A 23,374-nucleotide genomic window follows, 5' to 3' on the forward strand; every position below is an offset into this window, starting at 1 on the left:
TGAAGCCCCTCTGACTTCACCGCCACCCCCCCCCCCCTGGTTTTTCCCCCCCCCCCCCCCGGACCGGGTTCCGCTGTCCCCGGCGCAGCGGCGGATGTGGTTCCTCAACCAATTCGCCGTCGAATCCGGCGGCGCCACCGCCGCGGTCGACAACATTCCGGTGGCCCTGCGGTTGCGCGGCGAACTGGACCTCGACGCCATGTCGGCGGCGGTCACCGATCTGCTCGGCCGCCATGAGGTCTTGCGCACGGTCTATCCCCGGCACGAGGACGGTCCGGTCCAGAAGGTGCGCCCGGTCGCGGTCGTCGAGCTCGCCGCGGAGCCGGTGGCGGATATCGCCGCCGCGATGCGAGAGACCGCGGGCATCGGATTCGATGTGGCCGAGCAGGTCCCGGTGCGGATCCGGCTGCTGCGCGCGGCCACCGACGATCACACGCTGGTGCTGGTGGTGCACCACATCGCCGCCGACGGTGTGTCCATGGGCCCGCTCCTGCGCGATCTGATCATCGCCTACGCGGCCCGCCGCGAGGGACACGCACCGCAGTGGGCACCCTTGGCGGTGCAGTACGCCGACTACGCGCTGTGGCAGCAGCAGATGCTCGGCGACGACGCCGATCCCGCATCGGTGGCCGCGCGGCAGCTCGAATTCTGGACCGCCGAACTGGCCGATCTGCCCGCGCAGCTCGATCTTCCGGCGGACCGTCCGCGTCCGGAGCAGGCCTCCTATCGGGGCGCGGTCCACGAATTCGGCATCGACGCCCGGCTGCGTGCCGATATCGACCGCCTGGCCGCCGAGACTCGCTCCACCCCGTTCATGGTGCTGCACGCCGCGCTCGCCGCCCTGCTGGCCCGGCTGTCCGGCACCACCGATATCGCCATCGGCACCCCGGTCGCGGGCCGTGGTGCCGCCGAACTGGACGATCTGGTCGGCATGTTCGTCAACACCCTCGTGCTGCGCACCGAAGTGCCCGCCGGGCTCCCGTTCGCCGATCTGCTCGCCCATGCCCGCGACCGCGATCTGCGCGCCTTCGCCCACAGCGACGTCCCGTTCGAGCGTCTGGTCGAGGTGCTGAACCCGGCCCGCTCCCAGGCCAGGCACCCGCTGTTCCAGGTGGCGCTGTTCATGCAGAACCTCGGCCCGCTCGCCCTGGAACTGCCGGGACTCACCGCCGAGACGGTGGACTTCGGCGCCGAATTCGCCAAGTTCGACCTGCAACTCACCATCTCGGACTCCGGCGACGGCTACCGTGCCGAATTCACCTATGCCACGGACCTGTTCGATGCGCCGACGGTCGGCGAGTTCGCCGTGAAGTTCCTCCGGCTGCTTCGTGCCGCACTCGCCGACCCGGCCACGCCGGTCGGGGATATCGAGCTGCTGGACGCCGGCGAACTCGACTACGTCACCGCGAGCTGGAATGCCAGCGGCCACAAGGTGGCCGACCGTTTCCTGCACGAGGGTTTCGACAACCAGGTGCGCCGCAGCCCGAACGCCCTCGCCCTGGTGGCCGAGGATCCGGTGCCGGTCGAGCTGACCTACGCGCAGCTGTCCGAGCGGGTCAACCGCCTGGCCCGCTTCCTGATCGGTACCGGCGTGGGCCCGGAATCGCTGGTGGTGCTGGCGATGCCGCGTTCGGTGGAGCTGGTGGTGGCCATGTACGCGGTGGCGCGGGCCGGCGGCGCGTACGTGCCGGTGGACCCGGCGCATCCGGTCGAACGGATCGGCCACATCCTCGACACCGCACGGCCGCACTGTGTACTGAGCACGCGGGCAGCGGGTTTCGCGGCGGCGACGGAAGCGCCGGTGCACCTGTTGGACGCGCTGGACCTGTCCGAGGTGCCCTCGCGCGCCATCGCCGAGAGCGAGCGCCGAACCCCGTTGCGCCCCGATCATCCGGCGTACGTGATCTTCACCTCCGGCTCGACCGGCAAGCCCAAGGGCGTGGCGGTGCCGCATCGCGCCATCGCCAACCAGCTGGCCTGGATGGAGCACGAGTACCGGCCGCGCACCGGCGATGTGTATCTGCAGAAGACCGCGACCACCTTCGACGTGTCGCTGTGGGGCTATTTCCTGCCGCTGCGCACCGGCGCGACCCTGCTGCTCGCCGCGCCCGACGGGCATCGCGACCCCCGCTACATCGCCGAGACGATCGCGCGCCACGGCGTCACCCTGACCGACTTCGTGCCGTCCATGCTGACGGTGTTCGCCGCCCACGCCCGCCGCGAGGAGCTGGACTCGCTGCGCGATGTCTTCGTCATCGGCGAGGCGCTGCCGCCGGAGACCGTGACGGCGTTCCACGCGGTGAGCGACGCCGGACTGCACAACCTCTACGGCCCGACCGAGGCCGCGGTCTCGATCACCTACCGTGAGGTCACCGCGGCCGATGCGCCGCTGGTGCCGATCGGTGAACCGGAATGGAATTCGCAGGTTTACGTGCTGGATTCGCGGCTGCGTCCGGTTCCGATCGGGGTGCCGGGCGAGCTGTACCTGGCCGGCGAGCAGCTGGCGCGCGGCTACCACGGCCGCGTCGACCTCACCGCGGACCGGTTCGTGGCCAATCCGTTCGAGTTCGACGGTGCCCGGATGTATCGCACCGGCGATCTGGTGCGCTGGACCGCCGACGGCGAACTGGTGTATCTGGGCCGCGCCGACTTCCAGGTGAAGTTCCGTGGACAACGGATCGAACTGGCCGAGATCGAGAGCGCGTTGCTGGCCGATCCGCGGGTGAGTCAGGCGGCGGCGCGGTTGATCAGCGGCGTGGAGGGGGATTTCCTCGCCGGTTACGTCATCGCGGCGGTGGGCGCGGACCTGGACGTCGCCGAGCTGAAAGATTCGCTGTTCCAGCGGCTTCCCGCGTACATGGTGCCGACCGCGGTGGTCGAGTTGACGGAGTTCCCGCTCAATACCAGCGGCAAGCTCGATCGTAAGGCGCTGCCGGTGCCGACCTTGCGGACGGTGCGTTTCCGCGCGCCCGTCGACGCCGATCAGCGGCTGGTCGCCGAGGTGTTCGCCGAGGTCCTGCGGGTGGAACGGGTCGGCCTGGACGACGATTTCTTCGCCCTCGGCGGCAGCTCGCTCGACGCCACCCGGGTCACCGCGCGTGCCGGTGCGGTGGCCGGTGTGCGGGTCCCGGTGCGCGCGCTGTTCGACGCCCCGACCGTCGCGGGCTTCGCGGCCGCCGTCGCGGAACTGCGCGCCGGAGCACACCCGCGCCCCGCGCTGACCCGCCGCGAACGTCCCGAGCGCATTCCGCTCGCGCCCGCCCAGCAACGGCTGTGGTTCCTCAACCGCCTGGAAGCCCAGGGCTCGGCGGCTACCGGCGTCTACAACCTGCCGGTGGTCTTGCGGTTGACCGGAACTCTTGATCCGCGAGCCATGCGGCAGGCTGTGCTCGACGTGCTGACCAGGCACGAATCACTGCGCACGCTCTACCCGGAGAGCGAGTCCGGGCCCTATCAGTCGATTCTGCCCGCGGCGGCGATCGGCCTCGACGTGCCTCCGGTTCCGGTGCGCTCCCGCGATATCGCGGCGACGGTGGCCGCCATCGCGCGCGGCGGATTCGACGTGACCACCGAACTGCCGGCGCGGGTCGCGCTGCTGGCCGTCGACGGCACCGACGAACACCTGCTGGTGTTCGTGGTCCACCACATCGCCGCCGACGCACTGTCGCTGACGCCGCTGGTGACCGATCTGATCGCCTCCTATACGGCACGGGCCGCCGGCACCGCACCCGAACTGCCCGAACTTCCGGTGCAGTACGCCGACTACAGCCTGTGGCAGCGCGAGCTGCTCGGTGCCGCCGACCAGCCCGGCGATCCGGCCCATCAGCAACTCCGGTTCTGGCATGCGGTGCTCGACGGGCTGCCCGCCGATCTGGCGCTGCCCACCGACCGGCCGCGTCCGCCACAGCCGACACAGCGCGGTGCTGTCGTCGAGTTCGCCGTCACCGCAGCGGTTTCCGAGGGGCTGCGCGCCCTCGCGCGTCGGGCGAGCGCCTCCCTGTTCATGGTCGTGCACGCGGCGTTCGCGGCGACGCTCGCGCGGCTGAGCGCCACCACCGACATCGTCGTCGGGACCCCGGTGGGCGGGCGCGGCGCACGTGAGCTGGACGCGCTGATCGGCATGTTCGTCAATACCGTCGTGCTGCGCAGCGAGGTGCGGCCCGAGGCCACCTTCACCGAACTGCTCGACGCGGTGCGCGCCACCGACCTCGCGGTCTTCGCCCATGCCGAGCTGCCGTTCGAGCAGCTGGTCGACAGCATGGATGTCGACCGGAGCAGCGGCGCGCATCCGCTGTTCCAGGTGATGCTGAGTTTCGGTGAGCAGCGCGCTGCGGCCGAGGCGATCGAGCTGCCCGGGCTGCGGGTGCAGCCGGTGGACATCCCCGACGAGACCGTCAAGTTCGATCTGCATCTGGTGGTCACCGACACCGGTGACGCCGCCCTGACGGGCAACCTGCGCTACGCCACCGATCTGTTCGACGCCACCACCGTCGAATCGCTGACCGCGCGTTTCCTGCGCGTACTCACGGCCGTCAGCCAGGATCCCGAGGTCCGGGTGGGCGATATCGAGCTGCTCGACCAGGCCGAGCGCACGCGGATCCTCACAGCCTGGAACGACACCGTCCACCCGGTCCCCGCCGGGACCCTCGCGGACCTGTTCGCCGAGCAGGCCGCCCGCACCCCGGACGCTCCTGCGATCACCTTCGACGGGGAAATCGCCGAGCGTATTTCCTCCGGCCAGAACACGGCCTCCGGTCGGCCGGAGCCGGCACCCGTCGGGCAACCGTCGGCGAGCTCGTTGGACGACCAGGTGCGCGCCGAGGAAGAGCACTCGGCCCGCAGCGCGCACCGGTTCGGGTCGGCAGCCGGCGACACCCTCTCCTACGGCGAGTTCGCCGCGCGGGTCAACCGGCTCGCCCGGTATCTGATCGCGCACGGCGTCGGCCCGGAAATGCGGGTCGCGCTGGAGATGCGCCGGTCGATCGACCTCGTGGTCGGTATGTACGCGGTGACCATGGCCGGCGGCGCCTATGTGCCGCTCGATCCGGATCATCCGGTGGAGCGCACCGCGCACATCCTCGAAACCGCCGCACCGCTGTGCGTGCTCACCTCCGATATGGATGCGGAACTCCCGGTCGAGGCGATCCGCATCGATCGCCTCGACCTCGCGCCGTACTCGTCGGCTCCGGTGGCCGACGCCGACCGTCGCGCTCCGCTGCGCGCCTCGAACACCGCGTATGTGCTGTTCACCTCCGGTTCCACCGGCCGCCCCAAGGGGGTGGCGATGAGCCACGGCGCCATTGTGAACCGGCTGCGCTGGATGCAGTCGGCGTACGTGGCGATCGACTCCACCGACGCGTTGCTGCAGAAGACGCCAGCGACCTTCGACGTCTCGGTGCCGGAGTTCTTCTGGCCCTTGCAGGTCGGGGCTCGGATGGTGCTCGCCAAGCCCGACGGCCACCGCGACCCGGCCTATCTGGCCGACCTGATGCGCCGCGAATCCATCACCATCGCGCATTTCGTGCCGTCCATGCTGGCCGCCTTCCTCGCCGAAGAGCCGGTAGACGTCCCGGCGCTGCGGCACATCTTCTGTTCCGGGGAAACCCTGCCCGCCGCCATCGCGCATCGCGCCCGCGCGCTGACCGGCGCCCGCGTGCACAACATGTACGGCCCCACCGAAACGGCCGTGGAGATCACCGCGCACGAGGTGACCGATGCCGACGACACCGTGCTGCCCATCGGCGGGCCGGTGTGGAACAGCCAGGCTTACGTCCTCGACAGCCGGCTGCGCCCGGTCCCCGCGGGAGTTCCCGGTGAGCTGTACCTCGCCGGTGCCCAGCTCGCGCACGGCTACCTGGGCCGCCCCGACCTGACCGGCGACCGTTTCGTCGCCAATCCCTTCGGCGCTCCCGGCTCCCGCATGTACCGCACCGGCGATCTGATGTCGTGGACCGCGGACGGTGAATTGAACTTCCTCGGCCGCACCGACTTCCAGGTGAAGGTACGCGGCCTGCGCATCGAGCTGGGCGAAGTCGAGGCCGCGCTGCTGGCATTGCCTGCGGTGGCCCAGGCGGTTGTCCTGGTGCGCGACGATCACGGATCCGGTGCCCAGCTGGTCGCGTACCTGGTGCCCGAGGCCGCCGCGGACACCGTTACCGCGCCCAGCACCGATATCGAGTCCATCCGCGCCCAACTGGCCCGGGTGCTCCCCGCCTACATGATCCCCACCGGTTTCGTCGTGCTCGACGCGTTCCCCGTGAACGCCTCCGGCAAGCTGGACCGCAAGGCGCTACCCGCTCCGGTCGCGGCACCGGTCGAGTTCATCGCTCCCGAGGGCGCCGCGGAAACCCTGGTGGCCGAGCTCTTCACCGCGCTGCTCGGCGCGCCGCGGGTGGGTGCCGGCGACGACTTCTTCGGCTCGGGCGGCAACTCGCTCATCGCCACTCAGCTGGCCTCGCGCCTGAGTAAGGCCACCGGCAGGCAGGTGCCGGTGCGCGCGATATTCGACGCCCCGACCGTCCGCGAGCTGGCCCGCCTGATCGAGGCGGACGCGCCGGCCATCGCGCCGGACCTCCCGCCGCTGACGGCTCAGGACCGCACCGCGCCCATCCCGCTGTCCATCGCCCAGCAGCGCATGTGGTTCCTCAACCGCTTCGATGCCGCGAGCGCGGGCTACAACATTCCCTTCGCACTGCGGCTCACCGGCCCGCTCGATGTGGCGGCCCTGAACGCGGCCATCGAGGACCTCATCGCCCGCCACGAGACGCTGCGGACGCTCTACCCCGAACACGATGGCACCGCCTCGCAACTGGTGCTGCCCGCCGCTGCCCGGGCGCTGACGCTCGAGCCGCGCACGGTCACCGCTGCCGAGGTGCCGCATCTGGTGGCCACGGCCGCCGGGACAGGTTTCGACGTGACCAGCGAGGTGCCGCTGCGCATCGAGCTGCTGCGGCTGACCGGGCCGACGGAACCCGTCGACGACAGCGAGACCCATGTGCTGCTGTTCGTCATCCATCACATCGCCGCGGACGGCTGGTCCTTCGCCCCGCTCACCCGTGACCTGGCGCTCGCCTACCTCGCGCGGTCCTCCGGCACCGCACCCGAATTCGCGCCGCTCCCACTCCAGTACGCCGATTTCGCGCTCTGGCAGCGCGCTGCCCTCGGCCGTCCGGACGATCCGAATTCGGTGCTGTCCCAGCAGCTCACGTACTGGATCGAACGCCTCGCCGACCTGCCCGACGTGATCACGCTGCCCGCGGACCGCCCACGTCCCGCGGTCGCGTCCCATCGCGGTGCCGCGCTCACCGCACGTCTCGACGCCGAACTGCACCGCCGCGTCCAGAATTTCGCCACCGACCATCGCGCCACCCCGTTCATGGTGTTGCATGCCGCGTTGGCGACCCTGCTGTCGCGGCTGGCCGGCACCGATGACGTCGTGATCGGCACGCCGGTGGCCGGTCGCGGTGATCAGGCCCTCGACGATCTGGTCGGCATGTTCGTCAACACGCTGGTGCTGCGCACCCGGGTGCGCCCGGACGTCACCGCCGCCGAGCTGATCGCGCAGGTCAGGGCGGTCGACGTGGCCGCCTTCGAGCACGCCCACGTTCCGTTCGAGCAGTTGGTCGACGCCCTGAACCCGGTGCGCTCCCAGGCCCACGCCCCGCTCTATCAGGTGGCGCTGACCCTCCAGAATCAGGCCGCGCCGGACCTGCGCCTGGACCGGCTCGCCATCAGCGCTCTCGACGTGGACGCCGCGCCGATTCAGCTCGATCTGGACTGGACGCTGACCGACCGCTATGCCGCCGACGGCGCCCCAGACGGCATCGACGTGCACCTGCACTACGCGCTCGACCTGTTCGACGCCGACACCGCCGCCCGCTTCCTGGCGGGCTTCGAGCAGGTGCTGCGTGCCCTGGTCGACACTCCGAACGCACGCGTCGGCGATCTCGATCTGCTGTCGCCTGCCGAACGCGACCTGCTGCTGGCCGAAGGCAATGCCACCGATCAGGTGCTGCCCGCGGAAACCCTGGACGACCTGTTCGCCGCCCGGGTCGCCGCTACCCCGGATGCCGTGGCGATCCGTTTCGAGGGTGTGGCCCTGACCTATGCCGAGCTGGGTTCGCGGGTGAACCGCTTGGCCCGCAGGCTCATCGCCGAGGGCGCGGGTCCGGAGACGATCGTCGGCCTCGGCGCGCTCCGCTCGATCGACATGCTGGTGGCGATGTACGCGATCGTCCGGTCGGGCGCGGCCTATGTCCCGATCGATCCCGATCATCCGGCCGAGCGGATCGCGCAGGTCATCGCCGGAGCGGCGCCGCTGCTCGTGGTGCGGGCCGGCGGTGCCCGGCTCCCGGAACTCGCTGTGCCCGTGCTGGATTACGCGACGCTGGATCTGTCCGAGGTGGATGACGCGCCGGTCACCGATGCCGACCGCAGGCATCCGCTGCGCCCGGACAACGCCGCCTACGTGCTGTTCACCTCCGGCTCCACCGGCCGCCCCAAGGGCGTGTCGATCTCGCACCGGGCGATCACCAACCAGCTGCGCTGGCTGGAATCCCGGTACGAGATCACCGGACGCGACCGCCTGTTGCAGCGCGCCCCGCTGACCTTCGACGTCTCGGTATGGGAATGCTTCCTGCCGGTCGTGGTCGGCGCGCCACTGATCGTCGCCCGTCCGAGCGGCCATCTCGACCTGGACTACCTGTCCGGCCTGCTGCGTGCGCACCGCATCACCTTCGCCGAGTTCGTGCCGTCGGTGCTGGCGGCGCTCATCGGTGAAGGCATGGGCGATGCGCTCGCCTCGCTGCGGCACCTGCACTGCGGTGGTGAGGCCCTCACCCCGGATCTGCTGGCCGCGCTGCGCGCCGATGTCCCCGGCGCGGTGCACAACTCCTACGGACCCACCGAGGCCGCGATCTCGGCGGTGTTCCACGAATTCACCGATCCGGACTCCGAATCGGATCGGGACGTGGCGATCGGGCGGCCCTGCTGGAACACCCGCGCCTACGTGCTCGACTCGCGGCTGCGCCCGGTACCGATCGGCGTCACCGGTGAGCTGTATCTCGCGGGGGAACAGCTGGCACGCGGATATCAGGGCCGGGCCGCGCTCACCGCGGAACGCTTCGTCGCCGACCCCTTCGGCGCGCCGGGACGGCTGATGTACCGCACCGGCGATCTGGTGCGCTGGAACCGGAACGGCGATCTGGTGTACCTGGGCCGCAATGATTTCCAGGTGAAGCTGCGTGGTCAGCGCATCGAGCTGGGGGAGATCGAGGCGGCGCTCACCGCGATCGCCGGGGTGCGGAACGCGGCGGTGGTCGCGGCCCGCGATGCGTCGGGGCAGGACTGCCTCGTCGGCTACGTCAGCGGTGACGCGCTGTCGGCCGAGGTGGTGCTGGACGAGGTGCGCGGCCGGCTGCCCGCCTACATGGTGCCCGCGCGTCTGATGGTGCTCGAACAGATGCCGCTCACCACCGCGGGCAAACTCGACCGCAAGGCGCTGCCCGCCGTCGAGGTCGCCGCCGCCGGTCCGGCCTACCGAGCCCCGCGCGAAGGTGCCGAAGCGGTGCTGGCCGCGCTCATCGCCGATCTGATCGGCGCCACCACCCCGGTCGGCGCCGATGACGACTTCTTCGCCCGTGGCGGCAATTCCCTGCTGGCCATGCGGCTGGTGGCCCGAGCCAATGCGGCGCTGGGCTCGGCGCTGACGGTGCGCGAGGTGTTCGAGGCGCCGACCGTCGCAGGCCTCGCGGCGCGCGTCACCACGGAGTCGGCGTCGCGTCCGGCGCTCGTGGCCGGCCCGCGGCCGGACCGGATTCCGTTGTCGCTGGCACAGACCCGGATGTGGCTGCTCAACCGGATCGACCCGGAGTCGGCGGTCTACAACATCCCGATCACCATCCGGTTGACCGGTGCGCTGAACGTGCCCGCCCTGGAGAAGGCACTGCGGGACGTGGTGGCTCGGCACGAATCGCTGCGCACGATCTTCCCCGCCGACGCCGAGGGTCCCACCCAGGTGGTGCTAGACCGCGTTCCCGCCGGCGAACTGAGCCTGCGCCCCGTCGAGGTGTCCGAGGCGGACCTGATGGATGCGGTACTGGCCGCTGTCTCCGGTGGGTTCGATCTGCGCACCCGTATCCCGGTCCGCGCGGCGCTGCTGCGCGCCGCCCCCGACGATCATGTGCTCGCGGTCGTGGTCCACCACATCGCCGCCGACGGGGTCTCGACCGCGCCGCTGGCCCGCGACCTGATGACGGCCTACACCGCCCGCACGGCGGGCGCCGAGCCCGGCTGGTCGCCGCTACCGCTCCAGTACGCCGATTTCACGCTCTGGCAGCACGCCGCGCTCGGTTCGGCCGACGATCCGGATTCGGTGCTGGCCGCCCAGATCGCGCATTGGCGGCAGGAACTCGCGGGTCTCGCGCCCGTGCTGGAACTGCCCACCGACCGGCCGAGGCCGGCCGTGGCCTCGGGGCGCGGCGCGGCGGTGGAGTTCGTCATCGGAGCCGAGCTGGCTGCACGGGTCGCCGACCTCGCTACGTCCCACGGTGTTTCAACGTTCATGGTGGTGCACGCCGCCTACGCGGCTCTGCTGGGCCGGTTGGCAGGCGTGGACGATATCGCCATCGGCACCCCGGTCGCGGGGCGGGCCGAGGAAGCGTTGGACGATCTGGTCGGCATGTTCGTCAACACGCTGGTGCTGCGCACCCGGGTCGATGCCGACAGGTCGTTCGCCGATCTGCTCGCCGAGGTCCGCGCGGCCGATGTGCGTGCCTTCGCCCATGGCGAGCTGCCCTTCGAGCGGCTCGTGGAGGAGCTCGATCCGGTGCGCTCGCAGGCGCATTCGCCGATCGTGCAGACGCTGCTCACCTTCGAGCACCGTGAGGACACCGTGCTGCGGCTGCCCGGGCTCGAGGTCGCCGCGTATCCCATCGACAACCGGGTCGCGCAGTTCGATCTGGCGCTGGAACTGAGCGAACAGGCCGACGCCTGCGCCACCGTCCTGCGTGGTGTGCTGCGCTATGCCACCGACCTGTTCGACCGGTCCACCGCGCGGTCGGTGGCCGAGCGGTTCGTGCGGCTGCTGGAGGCCGTCGTCGCGGCGCCGGAGCTGCCGGTGGGTGAGATCGACCTGCTCGGTGAGGCCGAACGCCGCGCGCTGGAACACTGGAACGACACCGCGCACCCGGTCGACCCGGCGGCGACGCTGGTCTCGATGTTCGAGGCGCAGGTCGCCCGAACCCCCGACGCGACCGCGGTGACCTTCGAGACGGCGGGCATGTCGCGCGGCCGTATCAGCTACGCCGAGTTCGCGGACCGGGTGCACCGCCTGGCGCGCTGGCTCGTGGATCAGGGCGTCGGCTCGGAATCGGTGGTCGCGCTCGGTATGCGCCGGTCGCTGGATCTGGTGACGGCCATGTACGCCGTCACCGCCGCGGGCGCGGCCTACCTGCCGCTGGACCCCGACCATCCGGCCGAACGCACCGAGTACGTGCTCACCACCGCCCGCCCGGTATTCGTGCTCACCTCCGGTCTCGATCTCGACGCCGGCGTCACCCGTCAGGTGCGGATCGACCGGCTCGATCTGTCCGGCTACGCCACGCACCCACTGACCGCCGCCGACCGCATCGGCACGCTCACCTCCGGTTCCACCGCCTACATCATCTTCACCTCCGGCTCCACCGGCCGTCCCAAGGGCGTCGCGGTGCCGCATCGCGCCATCGTCAACCGGCTGGTGTGGATGCAGGAGCAGTACGCGCTGACCGCCGCCGACACGGTGGTGCAGAAGACCCCGGCCACCTTCGATGTGTCGGTGTGGGAGTTCTTCTGGCCGCTCCAGGCCGGCGCTCGGCTGGCGCTCGCCCGGCCCGACGGGCACCGCGACCCGGCCTACCTGGACCGCCTGATCCGCGAGGAGCAGGTCACCGTCGCCCATTTCGTGCCGTCGATGCTCGCGATGTTCCTGGACGCTCGGGCAGCCGACGATGGCCGTTCCGGCGGCCAGGGCGCGGGCCAGACCCTGCGCCTGCTCTTCGCCTCCGGCGAAGCTCTGCCCGCCGCCACCGCGCAACGCGCCCGCGACCTGACCGGCGCGGCCGTGCACAACCTCTACGGCCCGACCGAGGCCGCGGTCGACGTCACGTTCCACGAGGTCTCCGATGACGACCAGACCTCCGTGCCGATCGGCCGCCCAGTGTTCAATACCGCACTGCTGGTGCTGGATTCGCGCTTGCGGCGAGTTCCGCCCGGCGTCGCGGGTGAGCTGTACCTGAGCGGTGCGCAGCTGGCCGCCGGATATGTGGCCAGGCCCGAGCTGACGTCGGAGCGTTTCGTCGCCAACCCGTTCGGCGCGCCCGGCGAGCGGATGTACCGCACCGGCGACCTGGTGCGGCAGCGGGCCGACGGCGAGGTGGAATACCTGGGCCGCACCGATTTCCAGGTCAAGCTGCGCGGCCTGCGCATCGAGCTGGGTGAGATCGAGTCGGCGCTCACCGACCTCGACGCCGTGCGTCGCGCGGTGGTCGTGGTGCGCGCGGACGCACGGCTCGGCGACCAGCTGGTGGCCTATATCGTCGCGGCCGACGGCGGCCTCGACACCGACGCGATCCGTACGGAACTCGCCGCCGCGCTGCCCGGGTACATGGTGCCCGCGGCGTTCGTCGTGCTCGACGAGTTCCCGCTGAACTCCTCCGGCAAGCTCGACCGCGCCGCCCTGCCCGCCCCGCGGTTCACCGCCGCACCGTTCCGTGCGCCTGCCGCGGGCCTGGAACAGACCGTGGCCGCTCTGATGGGTGAGTTGCTCGGACGCGAGACCGTCGGCGCAGACGACGATTTCTTCGCCCTCGGCGGCAACTCCCTCATCGCCACCAGGCTGGCCGCCCGGCTCGGCGCCGAGATCGACGCCGAGATCCCGGTGCGGCTGCTGTTCGAGGCGCCGACGGTCGCCGCGCTCGCCGCGCGGGCGGGAGGATTGCGTGGCAGCGGCGCCACGACGGCGCCGACCCGCAGGGAACGCCCGGACCCGGTGCCGCTGTCGCTCGCTCAGCAGCGCATGTGGTTCCTCAACCGGTTCGATCCGGACGAGACGGTCAACAACATCCCGGTCGCGATCCGGCTCACCGGCGGCCTCGATACGGCAGCCTTGACCGCCGCCGTCGCCGATGTGGTGGGCAGGCACGAAACACTGCGTACGGTCTACCCCGATATCGGCGGGGTCGGCAGCCAGCGGGTGCTCGATGCCGGGCAGGTGCCGCCCATCGTCGCACTGGACGCGCGGCATGCCGCCGAGGCCATCGCCGAATTCGTCGGCACCCCGTTCGATGTGACGAGCGAGGTCCCGGTCCGCATCGGCCTGACCCGGCTCGACGCCGATGACCACATCCTGGTGCTGGTCGTGCACCACATCGCGGCCGACGGATACTCGATGGCACCGCTGGCCCGCGATATCGCCACCGCCTACGCCGCCCGCGTCGCCGGCCGCGCACCGAGCTGGCGCGAGCTGCCGGTGCAGTACGCCGATTACGCGCTGTGGCAACGCGAAACGCTCGGCGCCGAAGACGATCCGGCATCGCCCGCCGCCACCCAGCTGGCCTACTGGCGGCACCGCTTGCGTGGCCTGCCCGCCCAGCTCGACCTGCCCGCCGACCGGCCCCGCCCGGCCATCGCCTCACACGCGGGCGCCACCGTCACCATCGGCCTGAGCGCCGAACTCGGCGACCGCATCGCGGCACTGGCCGCGCGCACCGGCAGCACTCCGTTCATGGTCGTGCACACCGCCTTCGCCGTGCTGCTGGCCCGGCTGTCGGGTACCTCCGATATCGCGATCGGCGCACCGGTCGCCGGCCGCGGCGACGCCGCGCTCGACGATCTGGTCGGCATGTTCGTCAATACCGTGGTGCTGCGCACCGACGTCGACGCGGCCACCGGCTTCGCCGAGCTGCTGCGCCGGGTGCGCGAGCGCGATCTGGAGGCCTTCGCGCACGCCGAGCTGCCCTTCGAACGCCTGGTGGAGGTGCTGGATCCGCCGCGTTCGCAGGCCAGGCATCCGCTGTTCCAGGTCGCGCTGTTCTTCCAGAATCTGGAACCGGTGCGGCTCGAACTCGACGGGCTCACCCTCAGCGAATACGACTCCGGCCACGACACCATCCGCTTCGATCTGCAACTCACCGTCACCGAAGACCAACTGCGGTTCGGTTATGCCACCGACCTTTTCGACGCCGATACCGTCATCGGATTCGGCACCCGGCTGTTGCGGCTGCTGAACGCGGCGGCAGCGGACCCGGACCTGCCGGTCGGCGATATCGACCTGTTCGGCTCCGGCGAACGCCACCGCGTGCTCACCGAATGGAACGATTCGGCACACACCGCCTACATCCCGGAGCTGCTGCTCGACGAATTCGAGGCGCAGGCCGTGGCCACGCCGGAGGATCCGGCGCTGGTCTACGCCCCCGATGACGGTTCCCCGGCGATCGTCCTCACCTACGGTGCGCTCGACAGCCGCGCCAACCGGCTGGCCCGCCACCTCATCGGGCTCGGTGTCGGCCCGGAATCCCTGGTGGCCTTGTCGATTCGCCGCTCCGTCGACCTGGTGATCGCCATGTACGCGGTGCTGAAGGCGGGCGGCGCGTACGTGCCGATCGACCCCGATCATCCGGCGCAGCGCATCGCCCACATCCTCGGCACCGCGCGGCCCGCCGCGCTGCTGACCACCGAACGCGATCGGATCGACGTCGGCTATCAGGGGCCGACGGTGTGCGTCGACACGGTCGAACTCGAGCTCTCCGACGAGCCGATCACCGCCGAGGAACGCACCGGCGCCCTGCTTCCCCAGCATCCGGCCTACGTCATCTTCACCTCCGGCTCCACCGGAAAGCCCAAGGGCGTCACGATCTCCCATGCGGCGATCGTCAACCAGCTGAACTGGATGCAGCACCGGTATCGGCTCGACGGCGACGACGTCTACCTCCAGAAGACCGCCACCACCTTCGACGTGTCGCTGTGGGGGTACTTCCTGCCGCTGCGGGTGGGCGCGACGGTCGTGCTCGCCACACCCGACGGCCACCGCGATCCCGGCTACCTGGCCGAGGTGATCGGCGGATACGGGGTCACCGTCACCGATTTCGTGCCGTCGATGCTGAGTGTGTTCGCCGCTGAGGTAGCGGCGGCCGGTCAGACCGGCGCGCTGCGGTCGTTGCGGTCGGTGTTCGTCATCGGTGAGGCGCTGCCCGCCGAAACCGTGCGGGCCTTCGGCGCGGTGAGCACCGCCGGACTGCACAACCTGTACGGGCCCACCGAGGCCGCGGTCAGCATCACCTACCGCGAGGTGACCGGCGAGGTCGAGCGCACCGTCATGCCGATCGGCAAACCCGAATGGAACAGCCGGGTGTACGTGCTGGACGCGCGGCTTCGGCCGACGCTGCCCGGCGTCGCGGGTGAGCTGTATCTGGCGGGCACGCAGCTGGCGCGCGGCTATCACGGGCGCCCGGCCATCACCGCCGACCGGTTCGTCGCCAACCCGTTCGGCGCCCCGGGCGAACGGATGTACCGCACCGGCGATCTGGTGCGCTGGGAACACACCGCCGACGGCGCGGAACTGGTGTACCTGGGCCGCACCGACTTCCAGGTGAAGTTCCGCGGCCAGCGCATCGAGCTCGGTGAGATCGAAGCCGTGCTGGCCGCCGCACCCGGCGTCGCGCAGGCCGCGGCCCGCGTGGCCGGTGAGCATCTGGTCGCATACGTGACCACACTGCCGGGCACGGCGGTGCACCAGGACGAGTTGCTGCGGGTAGCGGCCGCCGCGCTGCCGTCGTACATGCTGCCCTCGACGGTCATGGTGCTGGACAGCTTCCCGCTCAACGCCTCCGGAAAGCTCGACCGCGCCGCGCTGCCGGATCCGGTGTTCGATCGCGTCGCCTACCGCACGCCCGTGACACCGGCCGAGCGGCTGGTGGCCGAGGCCTTCGCGGCGGTGCTCGGCGTCGAGCGCGTCGGCCTCGACGACGGCTTCTTCGACCTCGGCGGCAATTCGCTGTCCGCCACCAGGGTGCTCGCGCGGCTGGGGGAGCGGCTGGGCCGGCGGGTGCCGGTGCGGCTGCTGTTCGAAGCGCCCACCGTGCACGGGCTGGCCGCCCGCCTCGGCGAGGCCGGTGAGCAGGCCGTCGAACTGGTCGCGGGCCCGCGCCCCGAGCGGATTCCGCTGGCGCCGGTGCAGCGCGGCATGTGGTTCCTCAACCGGCTCGATCCCGCGTCGGCGGCGCACAACATCCCGGTGGCGGTGCGCATCCGCGGCGAGCTCGACACCGCGGCCCTGACAGCGGCCTTCGATGACGTCATCGCCAGGCACGAAGCGCTGCGCACCGTCTACCCCGTCGATGACGCGGGCACCGGCCACCAGGTCGTGCTGCCGGTCGAATCCACGGGCATCGCGTTGCGCCTCGAAACGCCGGCCGGAGCGGTCGCCGACCGCATCGCCGAGTTCATCGCCGCCGGTTTCGATGTCACCACCGAGGTGCCGGTGCGCGCGACGCTGTTGCGCGAACACGACACCAGCCATGTGCTCGTCGCGGTGGTGCATCACATCGCCGCCGACGGCTATTCGATGAACCCGCTGCTGCGCGACCTGCTGGCCGCCTACCTGGCCCGCGTCCTCGGCAGCACACCGCTGTGGCCGCAGCTGACGGCGCAGTACGCCGATTACGCGCTGTGGCAGCACGCCGCGGTGGCCGCGGTGGCCGACGAGCAGCTGGCCTACTGGGCGCAGACCCTGCGGGACCTGCCCGAAGAACTCGCGCTGCCGATGGACCGGCCGCGTCCGGCCGTCGCCGCCAAGCGCGGGGCGAGCATCCGCGCCCGCATCGGCGGCGAGGTCGGTGCCCGCGTGCGCGAACTCGCGGCCGAGCACCGGGCCACCCCGTTCATGGTGCTGCATGCCGCGCTGGCGGCGCTGCTGGCGCGGTTGTCGGGCAGCACCGATATCGCCATCGGCACGCCGGTGGCCGGTCGCGGCGCCGCGGCGCTCGACGATCTGGTCGGCATGTTCGTCAACACGCTGGTGTTGCGCACCCGGCCCGAGCTCACGCTGACCTTCGCCGAACTGCTCGACCACACCCGCGAGGCCGATGTAGCGGCCTTCGCCCACGCCACGGTGCCGTTCGACCAGGTGGTCGACGCGCTCGGCATCGAACGCACCCAGGCCCGCCATCCCCTGTTCACGGTGGCGCTGAACTACCTGAACACCGGATCCGGCACCTTCGCGGTGCCCGGGCTGGAAGTGACGCCGGTGCCGTTCGACGAGCCGGTGGCCCGCTTCGATCTGCAATTCACCGTCGCCGCCGAACCCGACGCGGACGGGCACCTGGGCATCGAACTCGATTACGCCACCGACCTGTTCGATCGCAGCACCGCCGCCGGACTGCTGCGCCGCTTCGGCCGCTTGCTCGGCGTGCTCACCGCCGATCCGGAACAGCCCATCGGCGCCGCCGAACTGCTCGCGCCGCTCGAACGCGCGCATCTGCTGGCCCGCCGCGGCGCCGCGCCGGTGCCGCCGTGCACGCTGGCCCAGCTCATCGCGGCCGCCGTGGTCTCCGATCCCGGCGCCGTCGCGGTGGTCGAGGGCGAGCGCGAACTGACCTACCTGGCCATGGACGAACAGTCCTCGCGGCTGGCCCGGCTGCTGATCGGCGCCGGTATCGGCGCCGAAGACGTGGTGGCGGTGGCCATTCCGCGCTCGGCCGAATCGATGCTCGCGGTCTGGGCGGTGGCCAAGACCGGCGCGGCGTTCGTGCCGGTCGACCCGACCTACCCGGCCGAACGCATCACCCACATGCTGACCGATTCCGGTGCCGCGCTCGGGCTCAGCACGGTCGCCGCGCGCGCGGGCCTGCCCGGCGACGTGGATTGGCTGGAGATCGACGCCCCCGCCACCGCCGCCCGGCTGCGGCAGGCCAGTGCCGCACCGATCGCCGCCACCGAACTGGTGCGGCGGGTGCGCATCGGCAATCCGGCCTGGATGATCTACACCTCCGGGTCCACCGGCGTGCCCAAGGGTGTCGTCGCCACCCATGCCGGCATCGCCGGAGTCGCGGTGGCGCAACGCGATCGGTACGAGGTCGGCCCGGCGTCGCGAGTGCTGCACGTCGCCTCGCCCAGTTTCGACGCCTCCATGCTGGAGCTGCTGCTCGCGCTCGCCGCGGGTGCCACGCTGGTGATCGCGCCGGCCGGGGTGTACGGCGGCAGCGAACTGACCGCGCTCATCCGCGATCAACGGGTGAGCCACGCGTTCCTGACCCCGGCCGTCCTGCAGACGCTCGACCCCGCTGAACTGGACTGCCTGGTTCGGCTGACCGTCGGCGGCGAATCGTTCGGCCCGGAGGTGGTGCGCCGCTGGGCGGGCGAGCGGCGCGACGTCCACAACACCTACGGTCCGACCGAGACCACCATCATCACCACGATCAGCGCTCCCATGCGTCCGGGCGACCCGTTCGACATGGGCACACCGATTCACGGCATGTCCGCGGCGGTGCTCGACGCACGGCTGCAGCCGGTGCCGGTGGGCGTCACCGGTGAGCTGTACCTGCGCGGCCCCGGCCTGGCCCGCGGCTATCACGCGCGGGCGGCGCTGACCTCCCAGCGGTTCGTCGCAGACCCCTACGGCCCGGCCGGCGGGCGGCTGTATCGCACGGGTGATCTGGTGCGCTGGACGGCCTCCGGCGCGATCCAGTACGTCGGCCGCTCCGACCAGCAGGTGAAGGTGCGTGGGCTGCGGATCGAGCTGGGGGAGATCGACGCCGTGCTCGCCGCGCATCCGAGCGTGGAGTACGCGGTCACCGTCGGTCATACCGGCAGCGCGGGCATGGTGTCGCTGGTGTCGTATGTCGTTGCCGCACATGGCCACGTCATCGACACCGATGCCCTCACCGCGCATGCCGCCGAATCGCTGACGGCCTACATGGTGCCGAGCGCCATCATGGTCCTCGATGAGCTGCCGCTGACTCCGGTCGGCAAGCTGGATCGGAAGGCATTGCCGGAACCGGAGTTCCGCACCGCCGAATTCCGCGCGCCGACCACGGACACCGAGCGCACGGTGGCCGCGGTCATCACCGGCGTGCTCGGGCTCACGCCCGCCGAGACCGACGCCACCGCCGATGCGGCGGTCTCGGAAAAGCCGCTCGTCGGACTCGATGACGATTTCTTCGCCCTCGGCGGGAACTCGCTCACCGCCACGCAACTGGCCGCCAGGCTGGGCAGCGCGCTCGGCGTCTCCGTCGGTGTGCGGACCATCTTCGAGAACCCCGCCGTCGCCGCGCTCGCCGCCGTCCTCGATGACGCTCGCGGCGGCGCGGAACCCGCCCGCCCGGTGCTGGCCCGGCGCACCGGCGACGGTCCTATCCCCCTCTCGCTGGCTCAGCAGCGCATGTGGTTCCTCAACCGGCTCGACCGCCAGTCCACCGCCTACAACATCCCGCTGGCGGTGCGGCTGTCCGGTGCACTCGACGTCGCCGCGCTCAATGCCGCCATCACCGATGTGGTGGCCCGGCACGAGGTGCTGCGCACCGTGTATCCGCAGCAGCAGGACGGCCCGGTGCAGCTGGTACTGCCGATCGAGCGGGCGGGTACGCCGGTGCTGGCGCCGATCGCCGTCACCGCCGACGATCTCGGCGCCGCCGTGGCGGACTTCGTCGGTGACGGTTTCGACGTCACCGATACCGTGCCGATCCGGGCCCGGCTGCTCGCCCTCGCCCCGGAAGAGCATGTGCTGGTGGTGGTCGTGCACCACATCGCCGCCGACGGCTCCTCGCTGGCCCCGCTGGCCCGCGATGTCATGCTCGCCTACGCCGCCCGCAAACGCGGCGCCGCACCCGACTGGGCTCCGCTGCCGGTGCAGTACGCCGACTACAGCCGCTGGCAGCGCGAACTGCTCGGCAGCGAGGACGATGCCGATTCGCTGATCTCGCGTCAGCTGGCATTCTGGACCGACGCCTTGGCCGGGCTACCCGCCCAGCTCACCTTGCCCACCGACCGGCCACGGCCGGCCGTGGTGTCCACCAAGGGCAGGCACCTCGATTTCAGCATCGACGCCGCCCTGCACGCCCGGCTCACCGAACTCGGCCGCGCGGCGGGCGCGACATTGTTCATGGTCACCCACGCCGCCTTCGCGGTGTTGCTGGCTCGGCTGTCGGGCACCACCGATATCGCGGTCGGCACCCCCGTCGCCGGACGCGGTGAGGCGGTCCTGGACGAGCTCGTCGGCATGTTCGTCAACACCCTGGTGCTGCGTGCGCAGATCGAACCCGCGGCCGGGTTCACCGAGCTGCTCGACCGGGTGCGCGCCGCCGACGTCGCCGCCTTCGCGCACGCCGATGTGCCGTTCGAGCGGCTGGTGGAGGTGCTCAACCCGGAACGCTCCACCGCACGCCATCCGCTGTTCCAGGTCGGCTTCTCCTTCCACAACCAGGTCGAAGCCGATTTCGCACTCGACGGATTGACCGTCACCGCAGCGGATTTCGATTCCGAGGTCGCCCAGTTCGATCTGCACCTGGTGGTGACCGACCGCTACCACGCCGACGGCACCCCCGCCGGGATGGCCGCCTCGCTCACCTACGCCACGGCGCTGTTCGACGAGTCGACCGTCGCCGGATTCGCGGGCCGCCTGCACCGGCTGCTCACCGCCATCTGCGCGGCACCGCGGACCCCGGTCGGTGATCTGCCGCTGCTGGATCCCGCCGAATCCGAACGAGTGCTGCGCGCCTGGAACAGCTCGGCCCACGCATTCGCCCCGGCACTGCTCACCTCGGGCTTCGAGGCGCAGGTGACCCGCACGCCGGGCGCGATCGCGGTGCTCACCGCCGACACCGCCCTCACCTACGCGGACTTCGCCGCCAGGATCAACCAGGTGGCCCGGGTGCTCATCGACCGCGGCGTCGGACCGGAAACCCTGGTGGCACTGGCGATGCCGCGCAGCATCGATCTGCTGATCGCCATGTACGCGGTGGTGACGGCGGGCGGTGCGTACGTCCCGCTCGACCCGTCGCATCCGCTGGACCGCACCGCCGCTGTGCTCGCGGCGGCGACACCGGCACTGGTTCTCAGCTCGTCTCGGGCGCCGATGCCGCTGCCGGAGAGCGACACCACGGTGCTCGACATCTGGTCCGCCGACGCCGCCGCTGCCGCCGCCGCACCGGTACGCGCACATGAGCTGCGGGCTCCGCTGCGGCCGACGAACACCGCCTACGTCATCTTCACCTCCGGATCCACCGGCACTCCCAAAGGTGTGGCGGTCCCGCACGCGGCGGTCGCGCATCAGCTCGACTGGACGCAGGCCGAATACGGGCTCGGCGTCGGCGATGCGGTGCTGCAATCGACCTCGGCCGCCTTCGACCTGTCGATCTGGGAACTGTGGTGGGCCACCCGCACCGGCGCCCGCATCGTGCTGGCTCCGCACGGCGCCCAGCGTGATCCGCACCGACTGCTCGATGTGATCGAGCGTGCGGCGGTGACCACGCTGACCCTGGTGCCGTCGCTGCTGGCGATGCTCGTCGAGGCCGCCGGCGAACGTCCGCTGCCCGCCTCGCTGCGCAGGCTCCTGGTGATCGGTGAAGCGCTGCCCGCCGCGACCGTGCGGCGCGTCGCGGCGTGCACCGACGCGCGCATCGACAACCTGTACGGCCCCACCGAAGCGGCCGTGTCGGTGACCCGGTTCCGCACCGACCGCGGCACCCGGCAGCCGGTCGTGCCCATCGGCACCCCCGAATCCGGCAATCAGGTGTACGTGCTGGACGACCGGCTGCACCCGGTGCCCGCCGGGGTGAGCGGCGAGCTGTATCTCGGTGGCGCGCAACTGGCCCGCGGCTATCAGCACCGCCCGGAGCTGACCGCGGAACGTTTCGTCGCGAATCCGTTCGGCGCACCGGGCAGCCGCCTCTACCGCACCGGCGATCTGGCCCGCTGGAACGCCGACGGCGACCTCGAATACGTGGAACGCCGTGACTTCCAGGTGAAGGTCGGCGGTTACCGCATCGAGCTCGCCGAGATCGAACACGCGCTGCGGTCACGGCCGGAGGTGGCCGACGCCATCGTCGTCGCGCATCGCACCGACGGTGAGAACGCCATGCTGGTGGGTTATTTCACCGCGGCCGAACCGATCGAGGAGGCAACTCTGCGCGCCGCGCTGACGCAGCTGCTGCCCAGCTACATGGTTCCGGCGGCGTTGATGCGGCTGCCCGCGCTGCCGCTGACCGCGAACGGCAAGGTCGATCGCCACGCACTGCCGCGCCCGACGGCCGGCAGCCGGGAGTTCCGTGCCCCGGTCACCGAGCTGGAACGCACGGTGTGCGAGGCATTCGGCGAAGTTCTCGGAGTGGATCCGGACGTGGCGGCGGAGGCGCGTATCGGCCTGGACGACAACTTCTTCGAACGCGGCGGCAACTCCCTGCTGGCCACCCGCCTGGCCGCCCGGCTCGGTGCCGCGCTCGGTGAACAGATCCCGGTGGTGTGGTTGTTCTCCGCGCCCACACCTGCCGGGCTGGTCGCTCAGATCGAGCAGCGCCGGGCGGGCCGTGGCCACATCGACACCGACGCCGCCTTCGACGTCCTGCTGCCATTGCGGCCGGTCGGCTGGCGCGAACCCCTGTTCTGCGTGCATCCGGTGGGCGGCGTGGCGTGGTCGTTCGCCGGCCTCGCCGCCCATATCGAACCAGATCGCCCGCTGTACGGGCTGCAATCGCCGGTGCTCAATTCGGCTGAACCGCAGGCCGGTTCGATCGAGGAATGGGCTCAGCGCTACGTCCGGGAGATCCGGGCGGTGCAGTCGGAAGGCCCCTATCACCTGCTGGGCTGGTCACTCGGCGGTGTGCTCGCCCACGCCATCGCCGTGCTGCTGCAAGACCAGGGCCAGCACGTCGCCACCCTGGCCATGATGGACAGTTCGCTCACCGGCGAGGTCGATCCGGCCGCACCGATCCCGGTGGCGGAACTACTCGGCGGCCTGCTCGGCGATGACGCCGACATCGACCTGGAACCCGGCAGGCTGGCCGGGTACCTGTCCGCACTGCCGGAGCCGTTCGCCTCCTTCGGCGCCGATCGGCTCACCAGGGTGCTGGACTCCGGCACCGAATCGCTGCGTTTGATCGCCCGCTACCACCCCCGTCCCTACAAGGGCGAGCTGGTGTATTTCACCGCCGCGGCCGACGACCCGACCGGCGCCACCGGCGCCGCCACCTGGTCCGACGCCGTCGACGGCACCGTGCACAACCACGCCGTCCAGACCACCCACTGGCGCATGACCACCGATGCCGCGCTCGCCCGCATCGGTCACGTCCTCACCAGCCGCTGGACCGACCACGACCGCGCATAACCCTACCCTTGCGCACTATCGAAA

Annotated in this window: 1 pseudogene; it reads left to right on the forward strand. The window is 71.1% G+C overall.

Annotated features, from left to right (window positions below):
* Window positions 1-64: 64 nt before the first annotated feature.
* Window positions 65-23,350, forward strand: a pseudogene (locus AC4HOU_RS11425) (non-ribosomal peptide synthase/polyketide synthase); the annotation flags it as partial.
* Window positions 23,351-23,374 lie beyond the last annotated feature (24 nt).

Source organism: Nocardia sp. JCM 38205 (assembly GCF_058222935.1).